20 protein-coding genes are annotated in these 26,007 nt (G+C 73.2%); 13 read left to right on the top strand and 7 right to left on the bottom strand.

All coding sequences use genetic code 11. The annotated features are described in order from the left end of the window. Positions 1-17 precede the first annotated feature (17 nt). Positions 18-1,565, top strand: coding sequence for an MDR family MFS transporter (locus tag ABZY91_RS02960; protein WP_329883072.1), 1,548 nt, complete (start codon positions 18-20; stop codon positions 1,563-1,565). Between the two features lie 198 nt (positions 1,566-1,763). Here ABZY91_RS02960 and ABZY91_RS02955 read toward each other — a convergent pair whose 3' ends face one another. Then, complete coding sequence (locus ABZY91_RS02955) at positions 1,764-2,018, bottom strand: hypothetical protein (protein ID WP_329883071.1); 255 nt, start codon at positions 2,016-2,018, stop codon at positions 1,764-1,766. Positions 2,019-2,045: 27 nt separating this feature from the next. Further along, positions 2,046-3,227, bottom strand: coding sequence for an inorganic phosphate transporter (locus ABZY91_RS02950; RefSeq protein ID WP_355399337.1), 1,182 nt, complete (start codon positions 3,225-3,227; stop codon positions 2,046-2,048). Positions 3,228-3,632: 405 nt separating this feature from the next. Between ABZY91_RS02950 and ABZY91_RS02945 the strand changes: the two genes are divergently transcribed. After that, the gene (locus tag ABZY91_RS02945; protein WP_355399335.1) at positions 3,633-5,285 is read left to right on the top strand and encodes an NlpC/P60 family protein; all 1,653 of its coding nucleotides are present in this window, start codon (positions 3,633-3,635) and stop codon (positions 5,283-5,285) included. Positions 5,286-5,373: 88 nt separating this feature from the next. On the opposite strand, the gene ABZY91_RS02940 is transcribed toward ABZY91_RS02945, so the two are convergent. The 3 genes from ABZY91_RS02940 to ABZY91_RS02930 form a co-directional block, all read right to left on the bottom strand. After that, positions 5,374-7,659 (bottom strand): FdhF/YdeP family oxidoreductase, encoded by a 2,286-nt coding sequence (locus ABZY91_RS02940; protein ID WP_329952246.1) that lies wholly within the window; start codon positions 7,657-7,659, stop codon positions 5,374-5,376. A 247-nt stretch (positions 7,660-7,906) separates the two neighbouring features. Then, positions 7,907-9,826 (bottom strand): FAD/NAD(P)-binding protein, encoded by a 1,920-nt coding sequence (locus ABZY91_RS02935; RefSeq protein WP_355399333.1) that lies wholly within the window; start codon positions 9,824-9,826, stop codon positions 7,907-7,909. Then, positions 9,823-10,932 (bottom strand): amino acid ABC transporter permease, encoded by a 1,110-nt coding sequence (locus tag ABZY91_RS02930; protein ID WP_355399331.1) that lies wholly within the window; start codon positions 10,930-10,932, stop codon positions 9,823-9,825. The genes ABZY91_RS02935 and ABZY91_RS02930 overlap by 4 nt, the downstream gene beginning before the upstream one ends. Before the next feature lie 717 nt (positions 10,933-11,649). Here ABZY91_RS02930 and ABZY91_RS02925 point away from each other — a divergent pair. The 7 genes from ABZY91_RS02925 (at position 11,650) to ABZY91_RS02895 (ending at position 18,623) form a co-directional block, all read left to right on the top strand. After that, entirely contained in the window at positions 11,650-12,804 is a 1,155-nt protein-coding gene (locus ABZY91_RS02925) for an LLM class flavin-dependent oxidoreductase (protein ID WP_329883065.1), read from the top strand. After that, the gene (locus ABZY91_RS02920) at positions 12,801-13,295 is read left to right on the top strand and encodes a GNAT family N-acetyltransferase (protein ID WP_329883064.1); all 495 of its coding nucleotides are present in this window, start codon (positions 12,801-12,803) and stop codon (positions 13,293-13,295) included. The genes ABZY91_RS02925 and ABZY91_RS02920 overlap by 4 nt, the downstream gene beginning before the upstream one ends. Before the next feature lie 173 nt (positions 13,296-13,468). Then, positions 13,469-14,416: an ABC transporter substrate-binding protein gene (locus tag ABZY91_RS02915; protein WP_329952243.1), complete on the top strand. Its 948-nt coding sequence runs from the start codon at positions 13,469-13,471 to the stop codon at positions 14,414-14,416. Between the two features lie 40 nt (positions 14,417-14,456). Next, on the top strand, positions 14,457-15,470 hold the full coding sequence (locus tag ABZY91_RS02910; protein WP_355399328.1) for an amino acid ABC transporter permease: 1,014 nt from the start codon (positions 14,457-14,459) through the stop codon (positions 15,468-15,470). Positions 15,471-15,508: 38 nt separating this feature from the next. Next, positions 15,509-16,261, top strand: a complete 753-nt coding sequence (locus ABZY91_RS02905) for an amino acid ABC transporter ATP-binding protein (RefSeq protein ID WP_329952294.1) — start codon at positions 15,509-15,511, stop codon at positions 16,259-16,261. Positions 16,262-16,353: 92 nt separating this feature from the next. Beyond that, positions 16,354-17,343, top strand: coding sequence for an ABC transporter substrate-binding protein (locus tag ABZY91_RS02900; protein ID WP_329952241.1), 990 nt, complete (start codon positions 16,354-16,356; stop codon positions 17,341-17,343). Between the two features lie 86 nt (positions 17,344-17,429). Further along, positions 17,430-18,623 carry a serine/threonine-protein kinase gene (locus tag ABZY91_RS02895; RefSeq protein WP_329952240.1) on the top strand — a complete coding sequence of 398 codons (1,194 nt, stop codon included), beginning with the start codon at positions 17,430-17,432 and terminating at the stop codon, positions 18,621-18,623. Here ABZY91_RS02895 and ABZY91_RS02890 read toward each other — a convergent pair. Continuing rightward, positions 18,579-19,280 (bottom strand): MBL fold metallo-hydrolase, encoded by a 702-nt coding sequence (locus ABZY91_RS02890; RefSeq protein WP_329952239.1) that lies wholly within the window; start codon positions 19,278-19,280, stop codon positions 18,579-18,581. The genes ABZY91_RS02895 and ABZY91_RS02890 overlap by 45 nt on opposite strands. 379 nt (positions 19,281-19,659) lie before the next feature. On the opposite strand from ABZY91_RS02890, the gene ABZY91_RS02885 reads away from it, so the two are divergent. After that, entirely contained in the window at positions 19,660-20,520 is an 861-nt protein-coding gene (locus ABZY91_RS02885; protein WP_355399325.1) for a fumarylacetoacetate hydrolase family protein, read from the top strand. 208 nt (positions 20,521-20,728) lie between these two features. Here ABZY91_RS02885 and ABZY91_RS02880 read toward each other — a convergent pair whose 3' ends face one another. Continuing rightward, complete coding sequence (locus ABZY91_RS02880) at positions 20,729-21,469, bottom strand: TetR/AcrR family transcriptional regulator (RefSeq protein WP_355399323.1); 741 nt, start codon at positions 21,467-21,469, stop codon at positions 20,729-20,731. A gap of 174 nt (positions 21,470-21,643) precedes the next feature. Here ABZY91_RS02880 and ABZY91_RS02875 point away from each other — a divergent pair, with 174 nt between their 5' ends. From ABZY91_RS02875 to ABZY91_RS02865, 3 genes are all read left to right on the top strand, one after another. Further along, complete coding sequence (locus ABZY91_RS02875; protein WP_329952236.1) at positions 21,644-22,342, top strand: rhomboid-like protein; 699 nt, start codon at positions 21,644-21,646, stop codon at positions 22,340-22,342. Positions 22,343-22,437: 95 nt separating this feature from the next. Continuing rightward, the gene (locus tag ABZY91_RS02870) at positions 22,438-24,162 is read left to right on the top strand and encodes a DUF885 domain-containing protein (RefSeq protein WP_355399321.1); all 1,725 of its coding nucleotides are present in this window, start codon (positions 22,438-22,440) and stop codon (positions 24,160-24,162) included. A gap of 325 nt (positions 24,163-24,487) precedes the next feature. Next, a partial coding sequence (locus ABZY91_RS02865; RefSeq protein ID WP_355399319.1) for an MFS transporter occupies positions 24,488-26,007 on the top strand: 1,520 nt, incomplete at its 3' end.

The raw sequence follows: 26,007 nt of genomic DNA, 5'->3' as shown, positions 1-26,007 counted from the left end.
CGAATTTAAGGACCTCGATGACCGTCACCGCCCCCGCCTCGACCGGAGTCGCCGCCACCACCGACCAACCGATGACGCACCGGCAGGTGATGGAGGCGCTCTCCGGCCTGCTGCTCGGTCTCTTCGTGGCCGTGCTCTCGTCGACCGTCGTCTCCAACGCCCTGCCGCGGATCCTGACCGACCTGCACGGCGGCCAGTCCGCCTACACCTGGGTGATCACCGCGACCCTGCTCACCCTCACCGCGTCCACCCCGATCTGGGGCAAGCTGTCCGACCTCGCCAGCAAGAAGCTGCTGCTGCAGATCGCCCTGGTGATCTACATCGCCTCCTCCGCACTGGCCGGGTTCTCCCAGAACACCGGCCAGCTGATCGCCTGCCGCGCCCTCCAGGGCATCGGCGCCGGCGGCGTCACGGCGCTGGCCCAGATCTGCCTGGCGGCGATGGTCCCGCCGCGCGAGCGCGGCCGGTACAGCGGCTACTTCGGCGCCGTCTTCGCGCTGGCCACCATCGGCGGCCCGCTGATCGGCGGCATCATCGTCGACACCTCCTGGCTGGGCTGGCGCTGGTGCTTCTACGTCGGCATCCCGTTCGCGCTGGCCGCGATCCTGGTGCTGCAGCGCACTCTCAAGCTGCCGGTGGTCAGGCGCAAGGTGAAGATCGACTACCTCGGCGCGCTGGTCATCACCGCCGCCGTCAGCCTGCTGATGATCTGGATCACGCTGGCCGGCAAGAACTACGCCTGGCTGTCCTGGCAGACCGTGGTCATGGTCGGTGGCGGGCTGCTGCTGGGCGCGCTCGCCGTCGTGGTCGAGCGCCGGGCCGCCGAGCCGATCATCCCGCCGAGCCTGTTCCGGTACCGGACCGTCGTCCTGTCCGCGCTGGCCAGCGTCCTGGTCGGCATCGGGATGTACGGCGCGACCACCTTCCTCAGCCAGTACTTCCAGCTGGCCCGGGAGAAGTCCCCGACCATCGCCGGGCTGATGACCCTGCCGATGATCCTCGGCCTGGCCGTCTCCTCCACCGTCGCGGGCAAGCTCATCACCAAGTACGGCAAGTGGAAGGCCTACCTGGTCGCCGGCACCCTGCTGCTGGCCGTCGGCTTCGGCCTGCTCGGCACCGCCCGGGCCGACACCGACTACGGCCTGCTCTCCCTCTACATGGCGATCACCGGGATCGGCCTCGGGCTCACCATGCAGAACCTCGTCCTCGCGGTGCAGAACACCGTGCCGCGCAGCGAGCTCGGCGCGGCCAGCTCGGTGGTCACCTTCTTCCGCACCATGGGCGGCGCGATGGGCGTCTCCGCACTCGGCGCGCTGATGAACAACCGGGTCGGCCACTACCTGACGGAGAACCTGGCCGCCGCGCACGTCCCGGCGGGCGGCGGTGCGCTCGGCGGCGGCATTCCGGACCTGCACAAGCTGCCCGCCCCGCTCGTCCCGCTGGTGACCGACGCCTTCGGGCACGGTGTGGGCGTGGTCTTCCTGGTCGCGGCGCCGTTCGCGCTGCTGGCCTTCGTCACGGTGCTGTTCATCCGCGAGACCGTGCTGCGGACCGGCCGGGAGTGAGTGCGGACCCGGGTGGGCCGCTCCGGCCGGGGCGGCTCCGGGGTCGAGCCCGCGGGTCCGGTCACCGGGAGCGGGCGCCGGGAGCGGTCACCGGGGGCGGGGAAAGGCGGGAGGGCCGGGAGTGGTGATCCACTCCCGGCCCTCCCGCCGTGTGGGTGCGTGCCCGTGTGCCGGTGCCGGCGCCCGTGGGCGTGGCGGCTACCGGCCGGCGATCAGCGTCAGCCCGTAGAGGACGGCCGCGCCGCAGACGGCGAAGCAGGCGTACGCGCCGGCCAGGGCCAGCCGGCTGCCGGACACCGAGGTGCCCGGGCCGGCCGCCTCGCGGCGCGCGGTGAGCGCGGCCTCGTGACGCGACAGCGCCAGGATGCCGAGCGCGAAGACGGTGACCACGGCGACCGTGATGCCGAAGCTGAAGCCGGCGGTCTGGGCCAGGGCGTTCCACTTGATGTGCATGGTGCTGTGCTCCTCAGCCTGCGGCGGTCAGGCCGCGACCGTGGTCGAGGCGGGGGTCGGGGTGGGGGGCGCGGTGGCGGGGTCCACCTCGACCGGGGTGACGTCGTGGACCTCGTTGACGTTGTCCGCGCCGACCGGCTGGCGGCGGGAGACGATCCACATCGCGCCCGAGCCGGCGACCAGCACGGCGCCGACCAGGACGACGCCCCAGGTGCCCTGCTCGGCGAGGAGGGCCGCGAGGCCGGCCACCGTGGCGGCGGCGGGCAGGGTCAGGCCCCAGGTGTAGACCATGCGGCGGACCAGGCTCCAGCGCAGCTGGCCCTTCGGCCCGCCCAGACCGGCGCCCATGATGCCGCCGGAGCAGACCTGGGTGGTGGAGAGGCCGAAGCCCATGTGCGACGAGGTGAGGATGACGGTCGCGGCGGCCGACTCGGAGGCGAAGCCCTGCGGCGGGGTGATGTCCGCCAGGCCCTTGCCCATCGAGCGGATGATCCGCCAGCCGCCCATGTACGTGCCGATCGCGATGGCCGCACCGGCCGAGATGATGACCCAGGTGGGGGGCAGCGCGCCCTTCGGCAGGGCGCCGACCGAGACCAGGGTCAGGGTGATGATGCCCATCGTCTTCTGGGCGTCGTTGGTGCCGTGCGCCAGCGAGATCAGCGAGGAGGAGAAGATCTGGCCGGTCTTGAAGCCCTTGTTGACCGTCCCGCCGTTGCTCCTGCGGGTGATCGCGAACGCCAGCTTGGTGGCGCCCCAGGAGGCCAGGCCGGCGACCAGCGGGGAGGCGACGGCGGGGATGAGGATCTTGGACACGACGGTGTCGAAGTTGACGCCGTTGACACCGACGCCGACGACGGTGGCGCCGATCAGGCCGCCGTAGAGGGCGTGCGACGAGCTCGACGGGAGGCCGCGCAGCCACGTCAGCAGGTTCCAGAGGATGGCACCGACCAGGGCGGCGAAGATGATCTCCGGATGGATGCCGGCCTTCTCGTTGACGATGCCGCCCGAGATGGTGGTGGCGACCTTCACGGAGAGGAACGCACCCGCGAAGTTGAGGACGGCCGCGATGGTGACCGCGACCTTGGGCCGAAGGGCTCCCGTCGCGATGGAGGTGGCCATCGCATTGGCGGTGTCGTGGAACCCGTTGGTGAAATCGAAGGCGAGCGCCGTGATGATCACAACGGCCACCAGGAACGAGATGTGTTCCATACCCAAACAATCGTCGTAGTTGTCGCACTGACGTTGGTGTCGTGCGCGACGCTAGGGACGCTTGATGAACGGAAGGTGAACTGGCGTCGGACTCATGGTTCCGATGGTGTCGGCGGGGTTGCCACGGCCTTGCCGGGGCGTGTCGGTCACTGCCCTGAGCTGGACATTCGCGGAGAAACGCCCACTTCACCCGTTTTGTTGAGAGCTGTCTCACAGACTGCTCGTAGAATTCACCGAGCCGTACGGGTGCGGTCTGTTTCCCGCGAGTAACACATGGCAGGATCAGCGGGGATCCGGGGACCCCGGAGTACGGGCAGGTGGGCGGGGAGGGCGAGACCCATGGGCGGGGCTGGGCAGCACACGGAGCGGACAGGCACACGCCCGTCGACCGGCACACGACCCTGGGTGCGGGCCGCACTGCGCTGCGGAGCCGTCCTCGCGGCCGCCGCGCTCGCCCTGCCGCTGGCCGGACCGGCCTACGCCGACCCCGCGCCGCCGGTTCCCGGCACCACCGGCCCGACCGTCCCGGGGGCCGACCCCGGCGCCGACCCGCTCGCCGAGGCGAGGGCCACCCTGGGCCCGCTCCTCGACCAGCTGCACGCGCTCTACCAGGGCGCCGAGGCCGCCACCGAGCAGTACAACGCCTCGGTGGCCAAGGTCGCCGAGCAGCAGGCCGCGCTCACCGAGCTCAAGGGCAAGCTGGAGCGCCAGCAGAAGCAGGTCGACGCCGGCACCGACGTCGCCGCCCAGCTCGCCGCCGCCCAGTACCGCAACGGCGCCGTCTCCGCCTACGCCGAGCTGCTGCTCTCCAAGGACCCGTACGAGGCCGTCACCATCGCCGAGCTGCTGACCGCGGCCAGCCGCTCCCAGTCCGAGTTCCTCAACAAGCTGACCGTCGACCGCGACGCGCTCACCGGACTGCAGAAGCAGAACGAGGAGGCGCTGGCGAACTCGCAGACCCTGGTCACCCAGCAGGACACGGCGAAGGCCAAGATGGCCGCCGACCTCGCCTCCGTCGAGCAGCTGGTCTCCTCGCTCACCGGCGCCCAGCGGGCCGACCTGGAGAAGCTGGAGAAGGCCAAGGCCGACGAGGCCCAGATCGCCTTCCTCGCCTCCGGCGTGCTCGGCCAGGGCGAGCGCACCCCCTCGCAGGCCGGCCGGGGCGCCGTCGCCTACGCGCTCGCCCAGCTGGGCAAGCCGTACGTCTGGGGCGGCGCCGGACCGGACGTCTTCGACTGCTCCGGCCTCACCTCGCAGGCCTGGCTGCACGCCGGCAAGCCGATCCCGCGCACCAGCCAGGAGCAGTGGGCCCGGCTCCAGCACGTCCCGCTCAACCAGCTGCGCGCCGGCGACCTGATCATCTACTTCGCGGGCGCCACACACGTCGGGATGTACATCGGCGGCGGCCTGGTCGTCCACGCGCCCCGGCCGGGTTCGGTCGTCAAGGTGGCGCCGATCGGGGGCAACCCGATCCTCGGCGCCGTCCGCCCCGACCCGGACGGCGCGGCCGACGAGGCCGGCGGCGCCTGGAAGGTGCCGGACCTGCCGGCGGGCTGGGACTCCGTCACCGCGATCGCGCCGAGCCCGCTCAACCAGGTGCCCGTCGCTCCGGTGCCGGGAGCGCCGACCGACGCCCCGGTGCCCGGCACCGCTCCGGCCCCGGGCACGCCGGCTCCCGGCACGCCTGCCCCGGACGGCACCGGCACGCCGACCGGCACTCCGACGGGAACCCCGACCGACCCGGTCACGGGGACGCCGACGGGGACTCCCACCGGTACCCCGACCGGGACGCCCACCGGCACGCCGACCGGCACCCCCACGGGGACGCCGACGGGCACGCCCACGGGCACTCCCACGGGCACGCCGACCGGAACGCCGACGGGCACGCCCACCGGGACGCCGACCGACCCGCCGAGCAGCACGCCGACGGGCACGCCGACGGGGACGCCCACCGGCACCCCGGCCGCGTCCGGCTCGGCCACCGCGACCGGCACCGCCTCGGCCTCCGGTAGGGCGACCGGCACGGCGACCGGCACCCTGCCGCCCGGCCAGAACTGACGACACCCCGAACAGCACGGTGCCCCGCCGGGATCCGGCGGGGCACACTGCCGCCTCTCCGCCGTGCACCGCGGGAGGTACGCGGTGGTCAGACCTCCGCGCCGGAGTCGGGTTCGAAGCGGATCACGACGGCCTTGGAGGTGGGCGTGTTGCTGATGTCGGCCGTCGAGTCGAGCGGGACCAGGACGTTGGTCTCCGGGTAGTACGCGGCGGCGCCCCCGCGGGCGACGGGGTAGTGGACCACGCGGAAGTGCGGGGCGCGGCGTTCGACGCCGTCCTTCCACTCGCTGACCAGGTCGACGTACGCGCCGTCGGCGAGGCCGAACCCGGCGGCGTCCTCGGGGTTGACCAGGACGACCCGGCGCCCGCCGCGGATGCCCCGGTAGCGGTCGTCGAGGCCGTAGACGGTGGTGTTGTACTGGTCGTGCGAGCGGATCGTCTGCAGCAGCAGGCGGCCCGGCGGGACCTCCGGGGCGGTGAGCGGGTTGACCGTGAAGTTGGCCTTCCCGGTCGCCGTCGGGAAGGTCCGGGAGTCGCGCGGGCCGTGCGGCAGGGTGAAGCCGCCGGGGCGGCGGACCCGGTCGTTGTAGTCCTCGAACCCCGGGACCACCCGGGCGATCCGGTCCCGCACGGTGTCGTAGTCGGCGGCGAAGTCCTCCCACGGCACGGTGTCCCGGGGGCCGAGCACCGCGCGGGCCAGCCGGCAGACGATCGCCACCTCGGAGAGCAGCCCGGGCGCCGGCGGGCGCAGGCCGCCGCGCGAGGAGTGCACCTGGCCCATCGAGTCCTCGACGCTGACGAACTGGGCGCCGCGCGCGGTGACGTCCCGGTCGGTGCGGCCGAGGGTGGGCAGGATCAGGGCGCGGGCGCCGGTGACCACGTGCGAGCGGTTGAGCTTGGTGGAGACGTGTACGGTCAGCCGGCAGCGGCGCATCGCCGCCTCGGTGACGTCGGTGTCCGGGGTGGCGGCGACGAAGTTGCCGCCCATCGCGAAGAACACCCCGACCTTGCCGTCGCGCATCGCCCGGATGGTGTCGACCGCGTCGAGGCCGTGCTCGCGCGGCGGCTCGAAGCCGAACTCCTTGCCGAGGGCGTCCAGGAAGGCCGTCGAGGGGCGTTCGAAGATGCCCATCGTCCGGTCGCCCTGGACGTTGCTGTGGCCGCGCACCGGGCAGACGCCGGCGCCGGGGCGGCCGACGTTGCCGCGCAGCAGCAGGAAGTTGACCACCTCGCGGATGGTCGGCACGGAGTGCTTGTGCTGGGTGAGGCCCATCGCCCAGCAGACGATGACCTTCTTCGAGGCGAGGACCAGCCGGCCGAGCTCCTCGATCTGCGCCCAGGGCAGGCCGGTGGCGGCCAGCACCTCCTCGCGGGTGGTCCGGCGGGCCTCGGCGGCGAACTCGTCGAAGCCGTGGCAGTGCTCGTCGACGAACGCCCGGTCGACGCCGTCCGCGTCGAGGATCAGCTGGTTGAGCGCCCGGAACAGGGCGAGGTCGCCGCCGAGCCGGATCTGCAGGAAGAGGTCGGTGAGCTTGGTGCCGTGGCCGACCAGGCCGCGCGCCTGCTGCGGGTTCTTGAACCGCTCCAGGCCGGCCTCCGGCAGCGGGTTGACGCTGACGATCGCCGCGCCGGCGCGCTTGGCCCGCTCCAGGGCGGAGAGCATCCGGGGGTGGTTGGTGCCGGGGTTCTGGCCGGCCACGATGATCAGGTCGGCCTGGTAGAGGTCCTGGAGGCTGACGCTGCCCTTGCCGACGCCGAGCGTCTCGGTGAGCGCCGAGCCGGAGGACTCGTGGCACATGTTGGAGCAGTCCGGCAGGTTGTTGGTGCCGAGCCGGCGGGCGAGGAGCTGGTAGGCGAACGCGGCCTCGTTGCTGGTCCGGCCCGAGGTGTAGAACGCGGCGCCGTCCGGGGTGTCCAGGGCGCGGAGCTCCTCGGCGATCAGCGCGAAGGCGTCGTCCCAGGAGACCGGGGTGTAGTGGGTGGCGCCCTCGTCGAGCAGCATCGGACCGGTGAGGCGGCCCTGCTGGCCGAGCCAGTAGCCGGAGCGCCCGGCCAGTTCGGCGACCGGGTGGGCGGCGAAGAACTCGGCGCGGATCCGGCGTTCGGTGGCCTCCTCGGCGACGGCCTTGGCGCCGTTCTCGCAGAACTCGGCGGTGTGCGTCTTGCCCGGTTCGGGCCAGGCGCAGCCGGGGCAGTCGAAGCCGTCGGGCTGGTTGACCTTGAGCAGGGTGGAGAGGGTGCGGCGGGCGCCCATCTGCTCGGCGGCCATCCGCAGGCTGTGGCCGACGGCGGGCAGCCCGGCCGCGGCGTGCTGGGGCGCCGACACCCGGGGGGCGTCTTGCGCCGGATCGCTCTGCGGGGCCTGCTTGGCCATGACTGCGCTCCTCGGATCGTTCGGCCCGCAGCTCCTTCGCGGGGGCCTGAGCCCATCCTTCCATCCGTTCGGGTGACGGGGGCCGGCGCGACGGCCGTCATGGTAGGGCGCGCCGGGCGGTCGGAGGAAGAAGGCCGCAGGTGGGACGCGTCGCGGGCGGCCCGCCGGCGTGCGCGCGTGGGCCGGCGCGCGGGGCCCGGTGGGGAGGGGACGGGACCGGGGTCCGCCCCCCTTCCCACCGGGGCGCTCAGACCGCGACGGCCGAGCCGGTCCGGGCCAGCGTGCAGAGCAGGGCCCGTGCGGCGGCGTCGTTCTGGCGGAAGCCGGGCGAGTCGGTGCGCGGGCGGGCGAAGGCGGCGGCGGCCCGGAGGCTGGTGTGCGGGCCGAGGGCGGTGCGGCGCGGGTGCGGTCCGTCGTCGAGGGCCGGGTCGAGGACGCGGCTGTCACCCGGCCGGATGGTGAGCAGTCCGGAGCGGTGGGTGTACTCCTCGTCGGTGACGACCTCCTCGACGATGCGCCCGGTGCGGTGCAGGTCGCGCAGCAGGGGGTCGCGGGTGCGGGTCAGGGCGTGCTTGGGCAGGTACGCCTCGACGAGCGCGGTGGCGGTGACGGTGTGGCCGGGCACGGTGGCGCCGGAGGCCCGCCAGGTGCCACCGGCCTCGTCCCGTTCGACCCTGACGCCCGCGCCGAGGAAGCGGACCACGCCGGCCTCGGAGAGCGCGAGCAGCTGGCGCAGCCGGAAGCCGGGCGGCCCGGAGGCGAGGTAGCTGAAGTAGCCGAAGAACCACTCGTCGACGTCCTCGGCGACCGAGCGGGCGGTGAGCCGGCCGGAGGCGAGTACCCGGGGCAGCTGGCCGAAGAGCGAGAGCAGGGCGAGGAAGGCACCGAGGTCGGCGCTGTACGCGGGGTCGGCGCGGCGGTCGACGTCCTCGGTGATGTAGCGGCGCAGGTGGGCCTGGAGTTCTTCGTCGCTGCCGAGTTGGAGGCCGGCGAGGGGGAAGTCGAGGCGTTCGAGGTCGAGCCGGTCGGCCGGGTCGGGGACGGCGCGTTCGACCAGGGCGCTCAGTTCGGGGGAGTACCAGTCGTGGGCGTCGTAGCCGGCGAGGAAGTCCGCCCAGGGCAGTGCGGTGCGTTCGGGGTGGGCGTGGAACAGCTCGTGGTAGTGGCCGAAGCCGATGTCCTTGGCCATCAACGGCCAGACCTGGCGCCGTAGTTCGATCGGTCCGGGCCGGTCGAGCAGGGCGTCGACGGCGGTCGCGTCGAAGTAGCGGGGGAGCGGCGCGCGCGGGCCCTGGAGCCGGTAGTCGGTCTTGGAGTGGTAGGGCACGCCGCGTCGCGAGCCGACGTGGATCACCGGCTCCCGGCCGGAGGGGCGGTAGACCAGGCCGTCGTCGGTCCGGTCGAAGCGTCCGCCGCGGCCCTCGGTGAGCAGCGAGACCAGGTCGACGAAGGCGAGCCCGAAGCCGCGCAGCACGGTGTGCTCGCCGGGGGCGATGCCGTCGAGGTCGGCGTCGGCGGAGAAGGCGGGCGGCAGGTGGTAGCGGCCGTGCCGGGCGGCGAACTCGGCGTCGGCGGAGTACCGGGGGTCCGGGGCGGAGTCGAGGTGGCCGAGGGTGAGGACGACGTGGTCGGCGGTGAGGACCCGGTCGGTGAGGTGGACGAGCTGCGGGCCGTCGACCGGCCCTTCGATGCGGTGCGCGGTGTCCCGGTGGACGGTGACGGTGACGTGCGGCGGCAGGTCGGCGACGGCGCGGCGGAACACCCAGTCCAGGTAGGCGCTCTGGGCCCGCCGGGTGGGGAAGTCGGTGGGCGCCAGGGTGCGCAGCTCGGCCAGCACGGTCGGGTCGGTCAGTTCCCGGTAGGGCTCGAACTCCTCGATGTGGGAGGCCCATTCGGCGAGGGAGGGGCCGGGGCGGACCGGTCCGTCGATGGTGGAGCGTTCGTCGGTGAACATCGTGACGTCCTCGGCCATCGAGTTCATCCGGAGCAGGGGGGACTGCTCGTGGCGCCAGATCCGGCCGGCGCCGGGCGGGTACGGGTCGACCAGGTGGATGTGCAGCGGGCGGTCGGCGGGCAGCAGCTCGGCGGCGTTGGCGGCGATCCGCTCCAGGAGTCCGGTGCCGCGCGGGCCGGCGCCGACGACGACCAGGGTGCTCTCGGCGGTCATCGGGCGGCCCCCTTCGCGGAGGCGTGACCGGAGCCCGGGCCGGTGCCGGTGTCGGAGCCCGGGCCGGTGCCGGAGCCCGGGGCGGTGTCGGTGCCGGAGCCCGAGCCGGTGTCGCCGGTGTCGGCGTCCGCCGCGGCGCGCAGTCGCCGGTACGCGGTCCGGGCCTTCTGCAGCGGAGTGGGCGGCAGGCCCTCCCGGGTGGCGCCCTTCGCGTAGTGCCGTTCGACGTAGTACTGGCCGACGGAGAGGACGGTGGTGATCACGATGTACCAGATGGTGGCGACCATCAGCATCGGGATGACCTGGTAGGACTGCAGGTAGACCAGCTGGACCGAGTAGAGCAGGTCGGAGACGGCCAGCACGCTGATGATGCTGGTGCCCTTGAGCGCGCTGATCAGCATGTTCCCGGCGGTGGGCACGATGGAGCGCATCGCCTGCGGGACGATGATCCGCCGCAGCACCCGCAGCCGGCCGATCCCGAGCGCCGAGGCGGCCTCCAGCTGGCCGCGGTCGACGGAGAGGATCCCGCCGCGCACCACCTCGGCGGCGTACGCGGCCTCCAGCAGGGTCAGGCCCACGACGGCCGTCAGGGTGGGGCCGAAGAGGTTGACGGTCTTGACGGTGAGGAACTCCGGGCCGAACGGGATGCCTATGCCCAGGGTCGGGTAGAGCGCGCCGATGTTGAAGAAGAGCAGCAGCTGCACCAGCGCCGGAGTGGAGCGGAAGATCCAGATGTAGACCCAGCTGAGCGTGCGCAGCACCGGGTTGGTGGAGAGCCGCATGGTGGCGAGGACGGTGCCGAGCACGAAGCCGAGGGCGAGGGTGACGGCGGTCAGCCAGAGGGTCAGGGTGAGGCCGTTCAGGACCGAGGTGGCGGTGAACCAGTCGGCCACCACGTCCCACTGGAACGCCTGGTTGCGGACCAGGGAGTTGACGACCATCGCGAAGACCAGCAGGGCGACGGCGGCGGAGACCCACTGGCCGGTCCGGCGGCGGGCGACGATCCGGGCGTCGGCCGCCGTGGCGTCGGTGGCGGCGGCCGGTGGTGGTGCGGCGGTGGTGGCGGTGAGGGCGGGAGCGGGGAGGACGTCCTGCGGGGTGGCCATGCGGAGGCTCCAGGCGGGAGGGCGGAGATGCGGGCAGGCGGGGGGCACGGCGTGGTCACGTACGGCCGTTGCGGCCGGCCCGTGTCCCTCAACACGGCCGGCCCTGCACTGCACTCCTCCGTGATCGTACGCATGAGCGATCGGCGGCTGTCAAGGGTGGTGCGCCGGGGTCCCGGGCCGCGTCGCGGGGCGACAGGAGATCGCAACAGAGCGGTAATGGAGGGTGGTTGACGCCATGCATGGTTCACTGCTCAACTTGGGTCCATGTACGCCGAGCAGCCCCTGGTCACCCGCGACCACATCGACTTCGGTCGAGTGTGGTCCGCGGCGTGTCGCGGCTGACCCGGCAGCGGGCCGTCCAGCCGGCCCCGTCCTCCTGCGGAGGACCTTCCCTCGGTGCCCCGTCGCGGGCCGGGAGAGCCGTCGTCACCTGACGGTTCGTTTGGCGCACGCTGCCGCCGCCCCTCTCCTCCCCAGCTCTGCGCTCCGGCAGTCTCCCCTCCCGCCCCGGCCGACCGGTCATGCACGCCACCCCGCACACCCGGGCGGTCCCGCTCACCCGCGACCCGTTCACCGGGGACCCGCCCACCCGGCCACCGCACCGCCACCACCCCGTACGCGCCCGTCCAGCACCACGGCCCGGCCCCGCCAGGGCCCTCTCCGGCCTGCCCACCCGCAGCCCACCGGACCGCGCACGACCCGAAAGGTTCCACCACCATGCCCGTCGAATTCCTCGGCATAGCCGCCACCGGCGACGGTTCGGAGACCACCGCCCGCACCACGGCCGCCTTCGACCGCGACTACACCCTGCGGCTGGCCCGCGCCCACGAGGACCACGGCTGGGACCGTGTGCTCTTCGCCTACGGCGCCGGTGCCCCCGACCCGGCACCCGCCGCGGCCTTCCTCGCCTCGCGCCTCGACAAGCTGCAGATCCTGCTCGCCCACCGGCCGAACGTGTCCTACCCGACCTTCGCCGCCAAGACCTTCGCCACCCTCGACCGGATCAGCGACGGCCGGCTCACCGTCCACTTCATCACCGGCGGCAACGACCACGAGCAGCAGCGCGAGGGCGACTTCCTCACCAAGGACGAGCGGTACGCCCGCACCCGGGAGTACATCGGCATCGTCAAGAAGGCGTGGACCAGCCGGGAGCCCTTCGACCACGAGGGCGAGTACTACCGGTTCAACGACTTCGTCTCCGACGTCTTCCCGGTGCAGCAGCCGCGCCCGGGCGTCTCCTTCGGCGGCTCCTCGGAGGCGGCCTACGCGGCCGGCGGCGCCGAGGCGGACATCTTCTGCCTCTGGGGCGAGCCGCTGGCCCGGACCGCCGAGCAGATCGAGCGCGTGAAGGAGGCGGCGCGGGCCGCCGGGCGGAGCGACGTGCCGCGGATCCAGGTGGCGTTCCGGCCGATCATCGCGCCGACCGAGGAACTGGCCTGGGAGAAGGCGCACCGGACGGTCGACGCGATCAAGGCCCGCCGGGAGGGCGGCGAGCTGGTCCGCCGCGGGCAGCCGCAGGGCACCGCCCCCGAGAACACCGGCTCCCGGCGACTGCTGGAGATCGCCGAGGCCGGTGAGCGGTACGACCGGGCGCTGTGGACCCCGACCGCCGCCGCCACCGGCGGGGCCGGCAACTCCAACGCGCTGGTCGGCACCCCGGAGACGGTCGCCCAGGCGCTGCTCGACTACTACGACCTCGGCGTGGACATCCTCTCGGCGCGCGGCTACGACCTGATCGGCGACACCATCGACTTCGGCCGGCACGTGATCCCGATCGTCCGCGAGGAGGTCGCCAAGCGGGACGCCGAGAAGGCGGCCAGGGCCGAGCGGGACGAGCGGGACCGGCAGCAGCTGATCGCGGTGCAGGCGTGAGCGGCGCCGGCCCCGGCACCGGCCTCGACGTCGAGGTCCGCCGGGTCACCATCGACGACCCGCTCGTCGAGCCGCTGCTGCGCGAACTCACCGAGGAGTACGTCCGCCGGTACGGACCGTCCGCGCACAGCGAGATGACCCGCTACCCGGCCGACAGCTGGACCGAGCCGGACGGCGTGCTGCTGATCCTCCTGGAGGACGGCGAGCCGGTGGCGGGCGGCGCGTACAAGCGGTACGACGAGCGGACCGCCGAGGTGAAGCGGATGTGGACGCACTCGGCGCACCGCCGCCGGGGCCTGGCCCGCCGGGTTCTGGTCGAGCTGGAGCGGGCCGCCGCGGCGGTCGGCTACAGCCGGATCTTCCTCACCACCGGGCCGCTCCAGCCGGAGGCCAAGGAGCTGTACCTGGCCACCGGCTACACCCCGCAGTTCGACGTCGGAGCCGACCCGCTGACCATCGGCCCGCTGCCGTTCGAGAAGGACCTGCGGTGAGCCCGACCGCACCGGTTCACCGCTGCACCGCCCGAGCACCCGGCCGCACCGGAGCACCCAGGGGCACCGGAGCACCCAGCCGCACCGAGACACCGTCCCGCACCGAAGCCGCGCCCGGCACCGAAGCCGAGTCCCGCACCGAAGCACCGAAGCACCGAAAGGCACCAGCCCCCGTGAGAACCACCACCGCCCGCCGCCTGCTCGCGTCGACCGCCCTGCTGCCGATCCTGGTGCTGGCCGCGTGCGGCTCGGACCCGAAGAGCGGGGGCACGCCGGGCCCCGGCGGGCAGGCCGTCTCCGCCGCCGCCGAGGACCTGATCTCCGGTCTCAAGAAGTCGGACGCCGCCGCCGCCCTGCTGCCCGCGGAGGTCCGCGCCGCCGGGACGGTCAAGTTCGGTTCCTCGTTCGGTGCCCCGCCCAGCGCGTTCTACGCGGACCAGGCCACCAAGAAGGCCGCCGGGCTCGACATCGACTTCTCCGACGCGGTGGCCAAGCTGCTCGGCCTGACCGTGCAGCGCGAGGAGGCCGCCTTCGAGACCATCCTCCCCGCGCTGGGCAGCGGCAAGTACGACGTCGGCACCGGCAACTTCGGCGTCACCGCGACCCGGCTGAAGACCATCGACTTCGTCACCTACATCGACGACGGCCAGGGCTTCGCGGTCAAGAAGGACAACACGAGCATCCAGCCGGTCACCGACCTGGTCCAGCTGTGCGGCCTGACCATCGGCACCGGCGCCGGCACCACCTTCGAGACCACCCTCAACGCCAAGAAGAACGTCTGCACCGACGCCGGCAAGAAGCCCTACGAGGTGAAGGCGTTCAGCGACGCCGGCGCCGCGCTGACCAGCCTCCAGCAGGGCCGGGTGGACATCTCGATGTCCACCATCAACGGTCTGCGCTACCAGGCCTCCCAGGAGGCGTCCGGCACCAAGTTCCTCGGGGAGTTCCACCGGCTGGACGTCGGCTTCGCGTTCAAGAAGGGCTCCACGCTCACCCCGGCGTTCCAGGCGGCGGTCAACCAGCTGATCAAGGACGGCAGCTACGAGCGGATCCTGAAGAAGTGGGGGGTGGCCGACTCGGCCATCAAGGAGTCCCAGATCAGCCCGCCCGAGCACGCGTGACCCCCTGTCCGGGCCCCGGGGCCCTTGGAGGAATCCCACCATGACCGTCACCACCACGACCCCGGCCGTTCCGGCCGCCCCCGGGAAGTCCGCGGGCAGACCGGACACCGCCCCGCTCGACCTCGGCGAGCTCGCCGAGCTGCGCACCGTCCGCGCCCGGCACCCCTGGCGCTGGGCGGCCGGTGTCGCCGCGCTCGTCGTGCTCGCCCAGTTCGCCCACGGGCTGGCCACCAACCCCGGCTGGGACTGGGCGACGTTCCGGGTCTACTTCTCCGCCGACACCATCCTGCGAGCGGTCGGCCGGACCGTCGAACTCACCGCCTACGGAACCCTGCTGGGCTTCCTGCTGGGCGCCGTGGTGGCCGCGATGCGGCTCTCCCGCAGCGCGATCCTGCAGTCCATCGCGTGGGCGTACGTCTGGGCGTTCCGCTCGATCCCGCTGATCGTCCAGCTGGTCTTCTGGTTCAACCTGTCGTACCTCTACAAGACGTTCGGCATCGGCATCCCGTTCGGCCCGACCGTCGGCGACTTCGAGACGATCGGCGTGCTGGGCGCGCTCGGCGCGGCCGTGCTCGGCCTCGGGCTGCACCAGGCCGCGTTCGCCGCCGAGATCATCCGCGGCGGCATCATCGCCGTCGACGCGGGCCAGCGGGAGGCCGCCGCCGCGCTGGGCGTGCCGCGCTGGCGCCAGGCCTGGCGGATCGTGCTGCCGCAGGCGATGCGCGGCATCCTGCCGTCCGCCGCCAACGAGGTGATCTCGCTCTTCAAGGGCACCTCGGTGGTCTACGTGATGGCCATCGGCGAGCTCTTCTACCAGGTCCAGGTGGTCTACGGACGCACCGGCCGGGTGGTGCCGATGCTGATGGTCGCCACCGTCTGGTACGTGCTGCTCACCACCGTGCTGTCGATCGGCCAGTACTACGTCGAGCGCTACTTCGCCCGGGGCGCCGACCGGACCCCGCCACCCACTCCGCTCCAGCGGGCCCGGACCTTCGCCCAGGGCCTGCGTGCCCGCACCAGCACCGTCGAGACCGCCCCCGGAGGACGCTCGTGACCACCGCCGTCGAGAAGCCCGCCCCCGCCGCGGAGCCCATGGTGCAGGTCCGCGGCCTGTACAAGAGCTTCGGCCCGCAGGCCGTGCTGCGCGGCGTCGACCTCGACGTCGCGGTCGGCTCGGTGACCGTGGTGCTCGGTCCGTCCGGCTCCGGCAAGTCCACCCTGCTGCGGTCGATCAACCACCTGGAGAAGCTCGACAGGGGCTTCGTGGCGATCGACGGCGAGCTGATCGGCTACCGCCGGTCGGGGGACCGGCTGCACGAGCTGAAGGAGCGCGAGGTCCTGCGGCAGCGGACCAACATCGGGTTCGTCTTCCAGAACTTCAACCTCTTCCCGCACCTGACGGTGCTGGAGAACATCGTCGAGGCGCCGGTCAGCGCGCTGCGCCGGCCCAAGGCCGAGGCCCGGGCCCGGGCGCGGGAACTGCTCGACCGGGTCGGCCTGGCCGACCGGGAGGACGCCTACCCGCGCCAGCTCTCCGGCGGCCAGCAGCAGCGGGTGGCGATCGCCCGCGCGCTGGCGCTGGACCCGAAGGTGCTGCTCTTCGACGAGCCCACCTCGGCGCTCGACCCGGAGCTGGTCGGCGAGGTGCTCGACGTCATCAAGGACCTCGCCCGGGGCGGCACCACGATGATCGTGGTCACGCACGAGATCGGCTTCGCCCGCGAGGTCGCCGACACCGTGGTCTTCATGGACGACGGCCTGGTGGTCGAGCAGGGCTCCCCGGCGGCCGTCCTCGACGACCCGCAGCACGAGCGGACCAGGGCCTTCCTGGCCAAGGTCCTCTGAGCCGAGGTCCTCTGAGCCGAGGTCCTCCGAGCCGAGGTCCTCCGAACCACCACCCTCCCGAACGACCCCCTTCCATCCGCAGGAGTTCCGCCATGTCCCTACCCCGTCGCGCCCTCGTGACCGCCGCCGCCGCGCTCGCCGCCGCCCTCACCCTGGCCGCCTGCGGCAGCTCCTCGGACGCGACGGCGGAACTCGCCCCCGCGAAGGGCAGCACCGCGCCGAACGGCACCACGGTGAACCTCACCCCGGACCAGAACCGGGTGACCACGCCCAAGGTGGACGCCATCGCGGCGCTGGTGCCGGAGGAGATCAGAAAGCGGGGCACACTGACCGTGGTCGACTCGCTCGGCACCACCCCGCCGCTGGACTTCTACGCCAACGACGACAAGACCATCATCGGCGTCGAGCCGGACATCGCCTCGCTGGTCGGCAACGTGCTGGGCCTCAAGGTCGAGTTCAACCCGGTCTCCTGGGAGAACATCTTCGTCGGCCTGGACAGCGGCAAGTACGACGTCGGCATCTCCAACATCACCGTCACCGAGGCCCGCAAGGAGAAGTACGACTTCGCCACCTACCGCCTCGACATCCTCGGCTTCGAGGCCAAGAAGGGCAGCGGCTGGAAGGTCACCGGGCCCAAGGACATCGCCGGCAAGACCGTCGCCGTCTCGTCCGGCACCAACCAGGAGAAGCTGCTGATCTCCTGGAACGAGGAGAACGTCAAGAACGGTCTGAAGGCCGCCGACATCAAGTACTTCCAGAGCTCGTCCGACTACTACCTGGCGCTCTCCTCCGGCCGGATCGACGCCTACGTCGGCCCCAACCCGGTGGCCGCCTTCCACGGCGTGCAGACCGGCGAGACCGAGGTGATCGGCACCTACTCGGGCGGCGGCGCCGACGTGCTCGGCAAGATCGGGGCCACCACGAAGAAGGACAACGGCCTGGTCCAGGCGCTCAACGGCGCGATCAACGAGGTCATCAAGAACGGCACCTACGGCCAGGTGCTGAAGCGCTGGGGGCTGGACGCCGAGGCCGTCCCGACCTCCGAGGTCAATCCGGTCGGCCTGCCCAAGCCCAAGGCCTGACCCGTTCACCTCCAGGCCTTCCCCCACCGCTATCGTGACCCGGTCAGGATGAACGGCGTTCGATTCCGGCGGACTTGGGGGAAGGCATGAAGGCGGACGATGTCGTGGGCGGCCGCTACCGGCTGGACCGGGAGCTCGGTCAGGGCGGCTTCGGCGTGGTGTGGGCCGCCTACGACGAGACCATCGGCCGGTCGGTCGCGCTCAAGGTGCTCTCCGAGGAGAAGGCCACCGACGACGAGGCGGTCAGCAGGTTCGTCCGCGAGGCCAAGACCGTCGGCGGCCTCTCCAACCCGCACATCGTCACCCTGCACGACTACGGCCGGGTGCAGGACGGCTCCCGCTGGACGCACTACCTGGTGATGGAGCTGGTCCGGGGCCGTCCGCTCTCCGCGCTGCTCCGCGACGGCACCCCCGACCTGACGCTCTCCCTCAAGTGGGTCCGGCAGGTCTGCAAGGCGCTGGACGCCGCGCACCGCTCGGGCGTGGTGCACCGGGACATCAAGCCCGAGAACATCATGATCGCCGACACCGGCGAGGCCAAGGTGCTGGACTTCGGCATCGCCCGCCTGCTCACCCAGTCCGGCAGCGGGCTCACCTCCACCGGCGTGGTCATCGGTACCCCGCCGTACCTGGCGCCCGAGTGCTGGGCCGGCGGGCACATCGACGGCCGGACGGACCTGTACGCGCTCGGCGTGCTGCTCTACCAACTCTCCACCGGCCGCCGTCCGTTCAACGCCGGCTCGGCGGTCACCATGATGTTCCAGCACCTCAACGAGGCCCCGCCGCCGCTGCGCACCGCGGACCCGGCGCTCGACCGGCTGGTCCTGCAGCTGCTCGCCAAGGACCCGGCCGACCGGCCCGCCGACGCGGCGGAGGTCCGCCGGCGGCTGCGCGACGTCAGGCTCGGCCCCGACCCGGAGCAGCTGCGGACCAGGGCCGACGACGCCTGGCGGCGCGGTGCGGCCGGCTCGCCGGACCGGGCCGTCGAGCAGCTGACCGCGCTGATCCCCGAGTTCGCCCGGGCCTTCGGACCGGCCGACCCGCGGACCCTGCGGACCTGCCACGACCTGGCGCTCTGGCTGGCCCGCTCGGGCAGCCCGGGGGCGGCCGTCGCGCTGCTGCGCGACCTGGTGCCCGCCCTGGACGGCCACGAGCGGGCCCGCGCCGACGTCGAACGCGACCTGGACCGCTGGGAGCGCGAGACCCTGCTCGCGGGCCCCGGCCCGGCCCGGCCGCTAGTGCTGGCCCAGCTGCTCGACGGCACGCCGCAGCACGGCTGAGCCGTCCTCGACGACCGGGTCGCCGTGTCCGAACAGCACCGTCCGGGAGTCCAGCGCGGCCAGCCGGCGGAACGACTCGACGGCCAGGGCCGGGTCGGCGTTGAAGACGCCGGGCATGGTCCGGCCGTCCACGTTGGCCGCGACGTCCCCGGTGAACAGCACGCCGGGGCCGGGCAGGTGCAGGGCGATCGAGCCGGCGGTGTGCCCCGGCACGTGCACGACGACCGCGCCGCCGCCGAAGCCGAGCACCTCGCCGTCCTCGACCTCGCGGTGCACCTCGCACGGCGGGGCCGGTGGACGCGGCGGAAGGCTGTCCCAGATCTGCTGCTCGAAGGGGCTCAGCACGAACGGCGCCTCGTCCTGCTCGCCGCGGATCACCGGTGCCTCCAGCCGGTGCGCGATTACCTCGGCGCCCAGCCGCTTCGCCAGCTCGGCCGCCGAGCCGATGTGGTCCTCGTGGTAGTGGGTGAGCACGACGGTGCGCAGCGCGGCCGGGTCGGCGCCGACGGCGCGGATCCCCGCCTCGATCGCGTCGGCCTGTCCGGCGATGCCGGTGTCGACCAGGGTCAGCGTGCCGTCCTCGTCGCGCCAGAGGTAGACGAGGCCGAAGTCCAGGGTGATGAGGGTCAGTTCGGGGCGTATGCGGGTGATCTCCATGCCGGAATCCTGGACCGCGGGGCGGTCGTTCAGTCCTCGTGTTCGCCTTGGGCGTGGGGTTTTCGCCGTCGGCGTGACGGCGGGCGGGGAGGGCGGGGAGGGCGCGATCCGGGCGGCGGCGGGGCGGCGGCGGGGTGCCCGCGGGGGGTGCCGGGCGGGGGTGTGAGGGGTGCCCGTGGGTGCCCGTGGGGTGCCCGTGGGGTGTCAACCGTGCGGGCGGCCGAAAGGCGGGGCCCGGGCCCGGGCGGGTTGGGAGGATTTCGCCGACCGGGACGGTCTGGTCCCGGGGTGCGGGCCGTTGATATACCTCCTGGACAAGAGGCCGGCGCGGTCCGCGACCGCCCCGGTGACCTGCGACGAACTTGATGGTGAGGCTCAGATGAAGCTCCTCCGTGTCGGCCCGCCGGGCGCCGAGCGCCCGGTCGTGCTGGGTCAGGACGGCACCGCGTACGACCTCTCCGGGGTGACCGCGGACATCGACGGCGGGTTCCTCGCCGGGCTGGACGACGCCGGCCTGGCCGAACTGGCCGGCGCGGTGACGGCCGGGCGGCTGCCGGTCGCCGACATCGCCGGCCGGCGGGTCGGCGCGCCGGTCGCCCGGCCGGGCAAGGTGGTCGGCATCGGGCTCAACTACCGCGACCACGCGGCCGAGGCCGGCGCGCCGGTCCCGGACGAGCCGGTGATCTTCCTCAAGCCGAGCTCCACCGTGGTCGGCCCGTACGACGAGGTGCTGGTGCCGCGCGGCGGCGAGAAGACGGACTACGAGGCGGAGCTGGCGGTGGTGATCGGCCGCACCGGCCGCTACCTGGAGGACCACGCGGCGGCGGCCGGGGTGATAGCCGGGTACACCATCGCCAACGACGTCACCGAGCGGGCGTTCCAGTTCGAGCGCGGCGGCCAGTGGGACAAGGGCAAGTCGGCGGAGACCTTCACCCCGCTCGGGCCCTGGCTGGTGACGGCGGACGAGGTGGCGGACCCGCAGCGGCTCCCGCTGCGGCTCTGGGTCAACGGCGAGCTGCGGCAGGACGGCTCCACCGGGCAGATGATCTTCCCGGTGCTGGAGCTGGTCCGCTACGCGAGCCAGTTCATGGTGCTGGAGCCGGGCGACGTCCTCGTCACCGGCACCCCGGCCGGCGTCACCCTCGGCCGCCCGGGCACGCCCTTCCTGGCGCCGGGCGACATCGTCGAGATCGAGATCGACGGGCTCGGCCGGCAGCGCCAGGTGCTCGGCAAGGCCTGAGCGCCCGCGCACCCGACCCTTGGCACGGGGGTCGGAGGTCGGGGTCGGCGACGGCGACGGCGACGGCGACGGCGACGCACGGAACGGAGGGCCAGAGGGTCCGGCCGGTCCGGGGCAGAGGTCCGACGCTGCACAGGCAGGGCACAGGCAGGGCACAGGCGGGGCACGCGCAGGCAGGGCACGCGCAGACGGGGCACCCGGAGGCGGGTCAGCGCGGGGAGAGGATCTCCCGCAGCCGCGCCGTCCGGGGCGAGTCCTCGCCCTCCAGGGCCAGCAGCGCCGTCAGCACCCCGGCGGTCTGCGGATCGTGCAGCGCCGACGCCGCGGCCATCGCCACGAACTGGTCCACCAGCCACTCCCGAAGCTCGGAGACCGGCAGCGCCCGCCCTTCGTCCAGCCAGCTCAGCGAGGCGCCCTCGACCACCGCGATCCACGAGCGCACCAGCAGGGTCAGCAGCGGTCCGGCCTCGCGGACCCCGAGGTGCCGCAGTGTCCGCTTCAGCGCGGCCCGCCGGACGTCGTCCACGATCGCCGAGGTCCGCGCCGTCTCCACCACCGAACCGCCGCGCAGCAGCGCCGAGTAGCCGGCGCCGTGCTCCTCGACGAAGGCGAAGTACCGCTCCAGCACGGCCGACAGCTGCTCGGTCGGGGTGCCGGCGAGCGGTACCGCGAACCGTCCGGTCAGCTCCTCGGCCGCGCTGCGCAGCGCGGCCTCGTACAGCTGCTGCTTGCCGCCCGCGAAGTAGCGGTACACCAGCGGCCGGGAGGCTCCGGCGGCCTCCGCGACGTCGTCCAGGCCGACCTCCTCGGGCGGCCGCGTGGCGAACAGCTCCAGCGCCACCTCGATCAGCTGCTCCCGCCGCTGCTGCACCGGCAGCCGCCGGTATCCGGCCCGCCGCGGCCGGGCCGGCTCGGGTGCGGGCGGGACGGGCGCTGAGCTGGCTTCCATGGCGGCCAGCGTAGTCGCCGCGGGCCGGATGGGATCCGGCCGTGCACCGATCTTCCGAACGGGCGTTTGCGGACGTCGCGGGCCCGGTGCCGGGCGGCCCGGTCCGGAGGCGGGCGGCCGCGAGACCACCGAGGATGGGACCGATCGTCCGCGCTACCGAGGAGGGCCCGCCGGATGGCGCAGTCGCCGGGACGGGGGAGTCGGGCCGGCGGGCTGCGCGGGTTGCCGCGCGGGGTGGTGCGGTGGGTCCGCTCGGCCCCCGGGACGTACCTGTGGCTGCTGCTCCTCGGGGTCACCAGCTTCGTGGTGGCGCGGACGGACCCGGCCACCCTGGACTGGTTCCTGGCCGCTCGCTCGACCAACCTCGACCAGTTGCGCGAGCGGCCGGTGCACGCCCTCGTGGCCAGCGCGCTCTGGACCGAGCAGGCGAGCTGGCCGTCGTACGCCGTCCTCTTCACCCTGTTCCACGCCAACGCCGAGCGCTGGCTGGGGACGTTGCGCTGGTTCACGGTCGCCGCGACCGCGCACGTGCTGGCCACGCTGGTGAGCGAGGGCGTGGTCGCCTGGGGGATCGTCCGGGGCAGCCTGCAGCGGAGCATGGCCGAGACCGTGGACGTCGGTGTCTCGTACGCGCTGGCCGGCGTGGTCGCCGTGCTCACCTACCGGTTCGCCGGCCGCTGGCGCGCGGTGTACGGGGGAGGGGTGCTGCTCTTCTACGGTCTGCCGCTCGCCGTCTCGCACACGTTCACGGATCTCGGGCACTTCAGCGCCGTCCTGATCGGCCTCTGTTTCTTCCGCTTCGCGCGCGGACGGCCGGTCTGGGACCCGGGCGCGGCCCTGCGCAGGTGGCGGATCCGCCACCTGCCCGGCTGAACCTTCCGGCGAAAACCGGTCGTTCGTCCGAATTGGCCGGTCCATGCCACTCGTCAGGGGCTTGCAATCGGCTCCGGCCGCGAAATGATGTCCGGATGGCTGAACTGATCACCTCCGACGGCACCACCCCCCGCCGTATCGCGGACGACCACGTGCGGGAGCTCGCGGAGCTCGACCCGCTGACCGCGGTGTACCTGGGACTCAACCCCGAGGACGACCGCCTTCCCGACCTCTCCCCGGCCGGCGCCGAGACGATCGCCGCGCTGGGCCGCCGCACCCTCGCCCGGCTCGACGCGGCCGAGGCGGCACTGGACGCGGCCGAGGCGGCCGGCACCCCCCGGGACGAGGCCGAACGGCGCTGCGCCCGCCTGCTGCGCGAGCGGCTCACCGCCGAGCTCGCCGTGCACGACGCGGGGGAGGTCTACCGGGCGGTGCGCAACCTCGGCTCGCCGGTGCACAACGTGCGCGAGGTCTTCACCCTCATGCCCACCGACACCGAGGAGCAGTGGCAGGTCCTCGGCCGCCGTCTCGCCCGGGTGCCGGCCGCGCTCACCGGCTACCGCGAGACCCTCGACGAGGGCATCCGGCGCGGCCTGCTCTCCGGCCCCCGCCAGGTCACCACCGTGGCCGGCCAGCTGGGCGAGTGGCTGGCGGGCGACGTGCCCGGCGGCTGGTTCGGCGAGTTGGTCCAGGACGCCCCCGAGGCGCTGCGCGCGGGCCTCGCCGAGCACGCCGTGGCCGCCGCCGGGGCGCTCGCCGAGCTGCGCGACTGGCTGCGTGACGTCTACGGCCCGGCCGCCGCCGACGTCTCCGACACCGCCGGCCGTGAGCGCTACGCCCGCTGGGTCCGCTACTGGACGGGCGCCGACCTCGACCTCGACGAGGCGTACGCGTGGGCCTGGGAGGAGTTCCACGACCTGAACGCCCAGATGCAGGCCGAGGCCGAGAAGGTGCGGCCCGGCGCCGCCCCGATGGAGGCCATGAAGTGGCTGGAGAGCGACGGCCCCGCGCTGCACGGCGCCGAGGCCGCCCGCACCTACCTCCAGGGCCTGATGGACGGGGCGATCGCCGACCTCCAGGGCACCCACTTCGACCTGGCCGAGCCGATCACCCGGGTCGAGTCGATGATCGCCCCGGCCGGCAGCGCCGCCGCGCCGTACTACACCGCCCCCTCGCTGGACTTCACCCGCCCCGGCCGCACCTGGCTGCCCACCCTCGGCCGCGAGCGCTTCCCCCAGTGGGACCTCGTCTCGACCTGGTACCACGAGGGCGTTCCCGGCCACCACCTGCAGCTCGCGCAGTGGAGCTACGTCGCCGACCGGCTCTCCACCTACCAGGTCAGCGTCGGAGGGGTGAGCGCCAACCTGGAGGGCTGGGCGCTGTACGCCGAGCGCCTGATGGACGAGCTGGGCTACCTGACCGACCCGGGCCACCGGCTCGGCTACCTCAACGCCCAGATGATGCGGGCGCTGCGGGTCATCGTCGACATCGGCATGCACGCCGGCCTCGACTTCCCCGCCGACTCGCCGTACCGGGCGGGCGAGCCGGTCGCGCCGGACGCCGCGCGCGAGTTCTTCGGCCTGTACTGCGGGCTGTCGGCCGACTTCCTGGACAGCGAGCTGGTCCGCTACCTGGGCATGCCCGGCCAGGCGATCGGCTACAAGCTGGGCGAGCGCGCCTGGCTGCGGGGCCGGGCCGCCGCCCGGGCGGCGCACGAGGCGCGCGGCGAGGTGTTCGACCTCAAGGCGTGGCACATGGCGGCGCTGTCGCAGGGCTCGCTGGGCCTGGACGACCTGGTCGCGGAGCTGTCGGCGCTGTAGGCGCGGCGGACCCCGCGCCCGAGGCGCGGGACCGCTCGGTGGCCCCCGGGGTGTCAGCCCCGGGGGCCCCGCCCGTTCCGGCCCCGGGCCGTCCGGTCCTGAGGTCTCCCGGGTCCTCGGGCCGTCCGGAGCACGTGGTGGGCGTCCGGCCCGGGGCGTCCGTCCTCCGGCCCGGGAGCCGCTCGTCCTCCGGTCCCGCACCTCTGGTTCTTTGGTCCTGTTTCACCCTATTTGGTGAGCTTTTTCCTTGCCATCCGCCCGAACGCGCGTTTGGCTGGAAGTCGACTGCGTGACCTCTCCGCACCCCTCCGGAAAGGCTCCCCCAGTGTCTTCCACTGCTGCCACCCGTCATGAGACGCCGGACCCCCGCCGTTGGTGGGCCCTGGCGGTCATCGCGATCGCCCAGTTGATGATCGTCCTCGACATCACCATCGTGAACATCGCCCTCCCGTCGGCCCAGAAGGACCTCGGCATATCCGACGCCGACCGGCAGTGGGTGATCACCGCCTACACGCTGGCGTTCGGAGGTCTGCTCCTCCTCGGCGGCCGGCTCGGCGACCTCTTCGGCCGCAAACGCGTCTTCACCGTCGGCCTGCTCGGCTTCGCCCTCGCCTCCGCGATCGGCGGCGCCGCGACCGGCCCGGAGATGCTGTTCGGGGCCCGCGCCCTCCAGGGCGCCTTCGGCGCACTGCTCGCTCCCTCGGCCCTGGGGCTGCTCTCCACCACGTTCACCGACCCGAAGGAACGGAGTACCGCCTTCGGCATCTTCGGCGCGATCGCCGGCGGCGGCGCCGCGATCGGCCTGCTCGCCGGCGGGCTGCTCACCGAGTACCTGAACTGGCGCTGGTGCCTGTTCGTCAACACCCCGATCGCTGTGGTCACCGCCTTCGCCGCCTTCTCCGTGCTCTCCCGCGACCACATCGGCAAGGGCCGGCGGATCAAACTCGACCTGCCCGGTGCGGTGCTCGGCTGCGGCGGCCTGCTCGCCATCGTGTTCGGCACGTCCGAGGCGGTGACCCGGGGCTGGGGCGACTGGCTGGTGCTGGGTTCGCTGATCCTCGGCGTCGTCCTGCTCGTGGTGTTCGTCCTGGTCGAGAAGCGCACCGAACACGCGCTGCTGCCCCTGCACATCGTCGCCGAGCGCAACCGCGGCGGCGGCGCGCTCTCGATCGGCCTGGCCATGATCGGGATGTTCGGCCTGTTCCTGTTCCTGACCTACTACCTCCAGGTCATCAAGGGGTTCTCGCCGGTGATGTCCGGCGTCTCCTTCCTTCCGATGACCGCCGCCATCGTCATCGCCTCCACCGGGTTCGCGGCCCGGCTGATGACGAGGGTGCCGTCCCGCAACCTGATCGGGCCGGGGCTCCTGCTCGCCGCCGCCGGCATGGCCTGGCTGACCCAGATGAAGGTGGACAGCCCGTGGGCCGGCATGGTGCTGCCCGCCGAACTGCTGCTCGGCTTCGGCATGGGCCTGGTCTTCATGCCGTCGATGAGCCTGGCCACCCTCGGCGTCGCGCCCAGCGAGGCGGGCGCCGCGTCGGCCACCATCAACTCGGCCCAGCAGGTGGGAGGCTCCTTCGGAACCGCACTGCTCAACACCATCGCGGCCAGCGCCACCGCGAGCTACCTCGCCACCCGGATCTCGGCCGATCCGGGGGTCCAGGCCCAGGGCGCGGTGCACGGCTACGTGGTGGCCACCTGGGTCGCGATGGGCATCCTGCTGGTCGCCGCGCTGATCGCGTTCCTGATGATCGACCACCGGCCGGCGCCGGGTGAGGCCGCCGGCGAGGCGGGCGGCGCCGCCGAGGCCACCGCCACGGCGGGCGCGCAGGCGCCGGGTCCGCG

It is taken from the genome of Kitasatospora sp. NPDC002965, from assembly GCF_040611255.1.
GTDB lineage: Bacteria > Actinomycetota > Actinomycetes > Streptomycetales > Streptomycetaceae > Kitasatospora.
The sequence above is the reverse complement of the archived record's forward strand: the minus strand, read 5'-3'. Positions and strand labels throughout refer to the sequence as shown.

Excerpts from the sequence above, each read along its gene's own strand:
- ABZY91_RS02960 (WP_329883072.1), top strand. The coding sequence starts at position 18 with ATGACCGTCACCGCCCCCGCCTCGACCGGAGTCGCCGCCACCACCGAC.
- ABZY91_RS02955 (WP_329883071.1), bottom strand. The coding sequence starts at position 2,018 with ATGCACATCAAGTGGAACGCCCTGGCCCAGACCGCCGGCTTCAGCTTC.
- ABZY91_RS02950 (WP_355399337.1), bottom strand. The coding sequence starts at position 3,227 with ATGGAACACATCTCGTTCCTGGTGGCCGTTGTGATCATCACGGCGCTC.
- ABZY91_RS02940 (WP_329952246.1), bottom strand. The coding sequence starts at position 7,659 with ATGGCCAAGCAGGCCCCGCAGAGCGATCCGGCGCAAGACGCCCCCCGG.
- ABZY91_RS02935 (WP_355399333.1), bottom strand. The coding sequence starts at position 9,826 with ATGACCGCCGAGAGCACCCTGGTCGTCGTCGGCGCCGGCCCGCGCGGC.
- ABZY91_RS02930 (WP_355399331.1), bottom strand. The coding sequence starts at position 10,932 with ATGGCCACCCCGCAGGACGTCCTCCCCGCTCCCGCCCTCACCGCCACC.
- ABZY91_RS02925 (WP_329883065.1), top strand. The coding sequence starts at position 11,650 with ATGCCCGTCGAATTCCTCGGCATAGCCGCCACCGGCGACGGTTCGGAG.
- ABZY91_RS02910 (WP_355399328.1), top strand. The coding sequence starts at position 14,457 with ATGACCGTCACCACCACGACCCCGGCCGTTCCGGCCGCCCCCGGGAAG.
- ABZY91_RS02905 (WP_329952294.1), top strand. The coding sequence starts at position 15,509 with ATGGTGCAGGTCCGCGGCCTGTACAAGAGCTTCGGCCCGCAGGCCGTG.
- ABZY91_RS02900 (WP_329952241.1), top strand. The coding sequence starts at position 16,354 with ATGTCCCTACCCCGTCGCGCCCTCGTGACCGCCGCCGCCGCGCTCGCC.
- ABZY91_RS02895 (WP_329952240.1), top strand. The coding sequence starts at position 17,430 with ATGAAGGCGGACGATGTCGTGGGCGGCCGCTACCGGCTGGACCGGGAG.
- ABZY91_RS02890 (WP_329952239.1), bottom strand. The coding sequence starts at position 19,280 with ATGGAGATCACCCGCATACGCCCCGAACTGACCCTCATCACCCTGGAC.
- ABZY91_RS02885 (WP_355399325.1), top strand. The coding sequence starts at position 19,660 with ATGAAGCTCCTCCGTGTCGGCCCGCCGGGCGCCGAGCGCCCGGTCGTG.
- ABZY91_RS02880 (WP_355399323.1), bottom strand. The coding sequence starts at position 21,469 with ATGGAAGCCAGCTCAGCGCCCGTCCCGCCCGCACCCGAGCCGGCCCGG.
- ABZY91_RS02875 (WP_329952236.1), top strand. The coding sequence starts at position 21,644 with ATGGCGCAGTCGCCGGGACGGGGGAGTCGGGCCGGCGGGCTGCGCGGG.
- ABZY91_RS02870 (WP_355399321.1), top strand. The coding sequence starts at position 22,438 with ATGGCTGAACTGATCACCTCCGACGGCACCACCCCCCGCCGTATCGCG.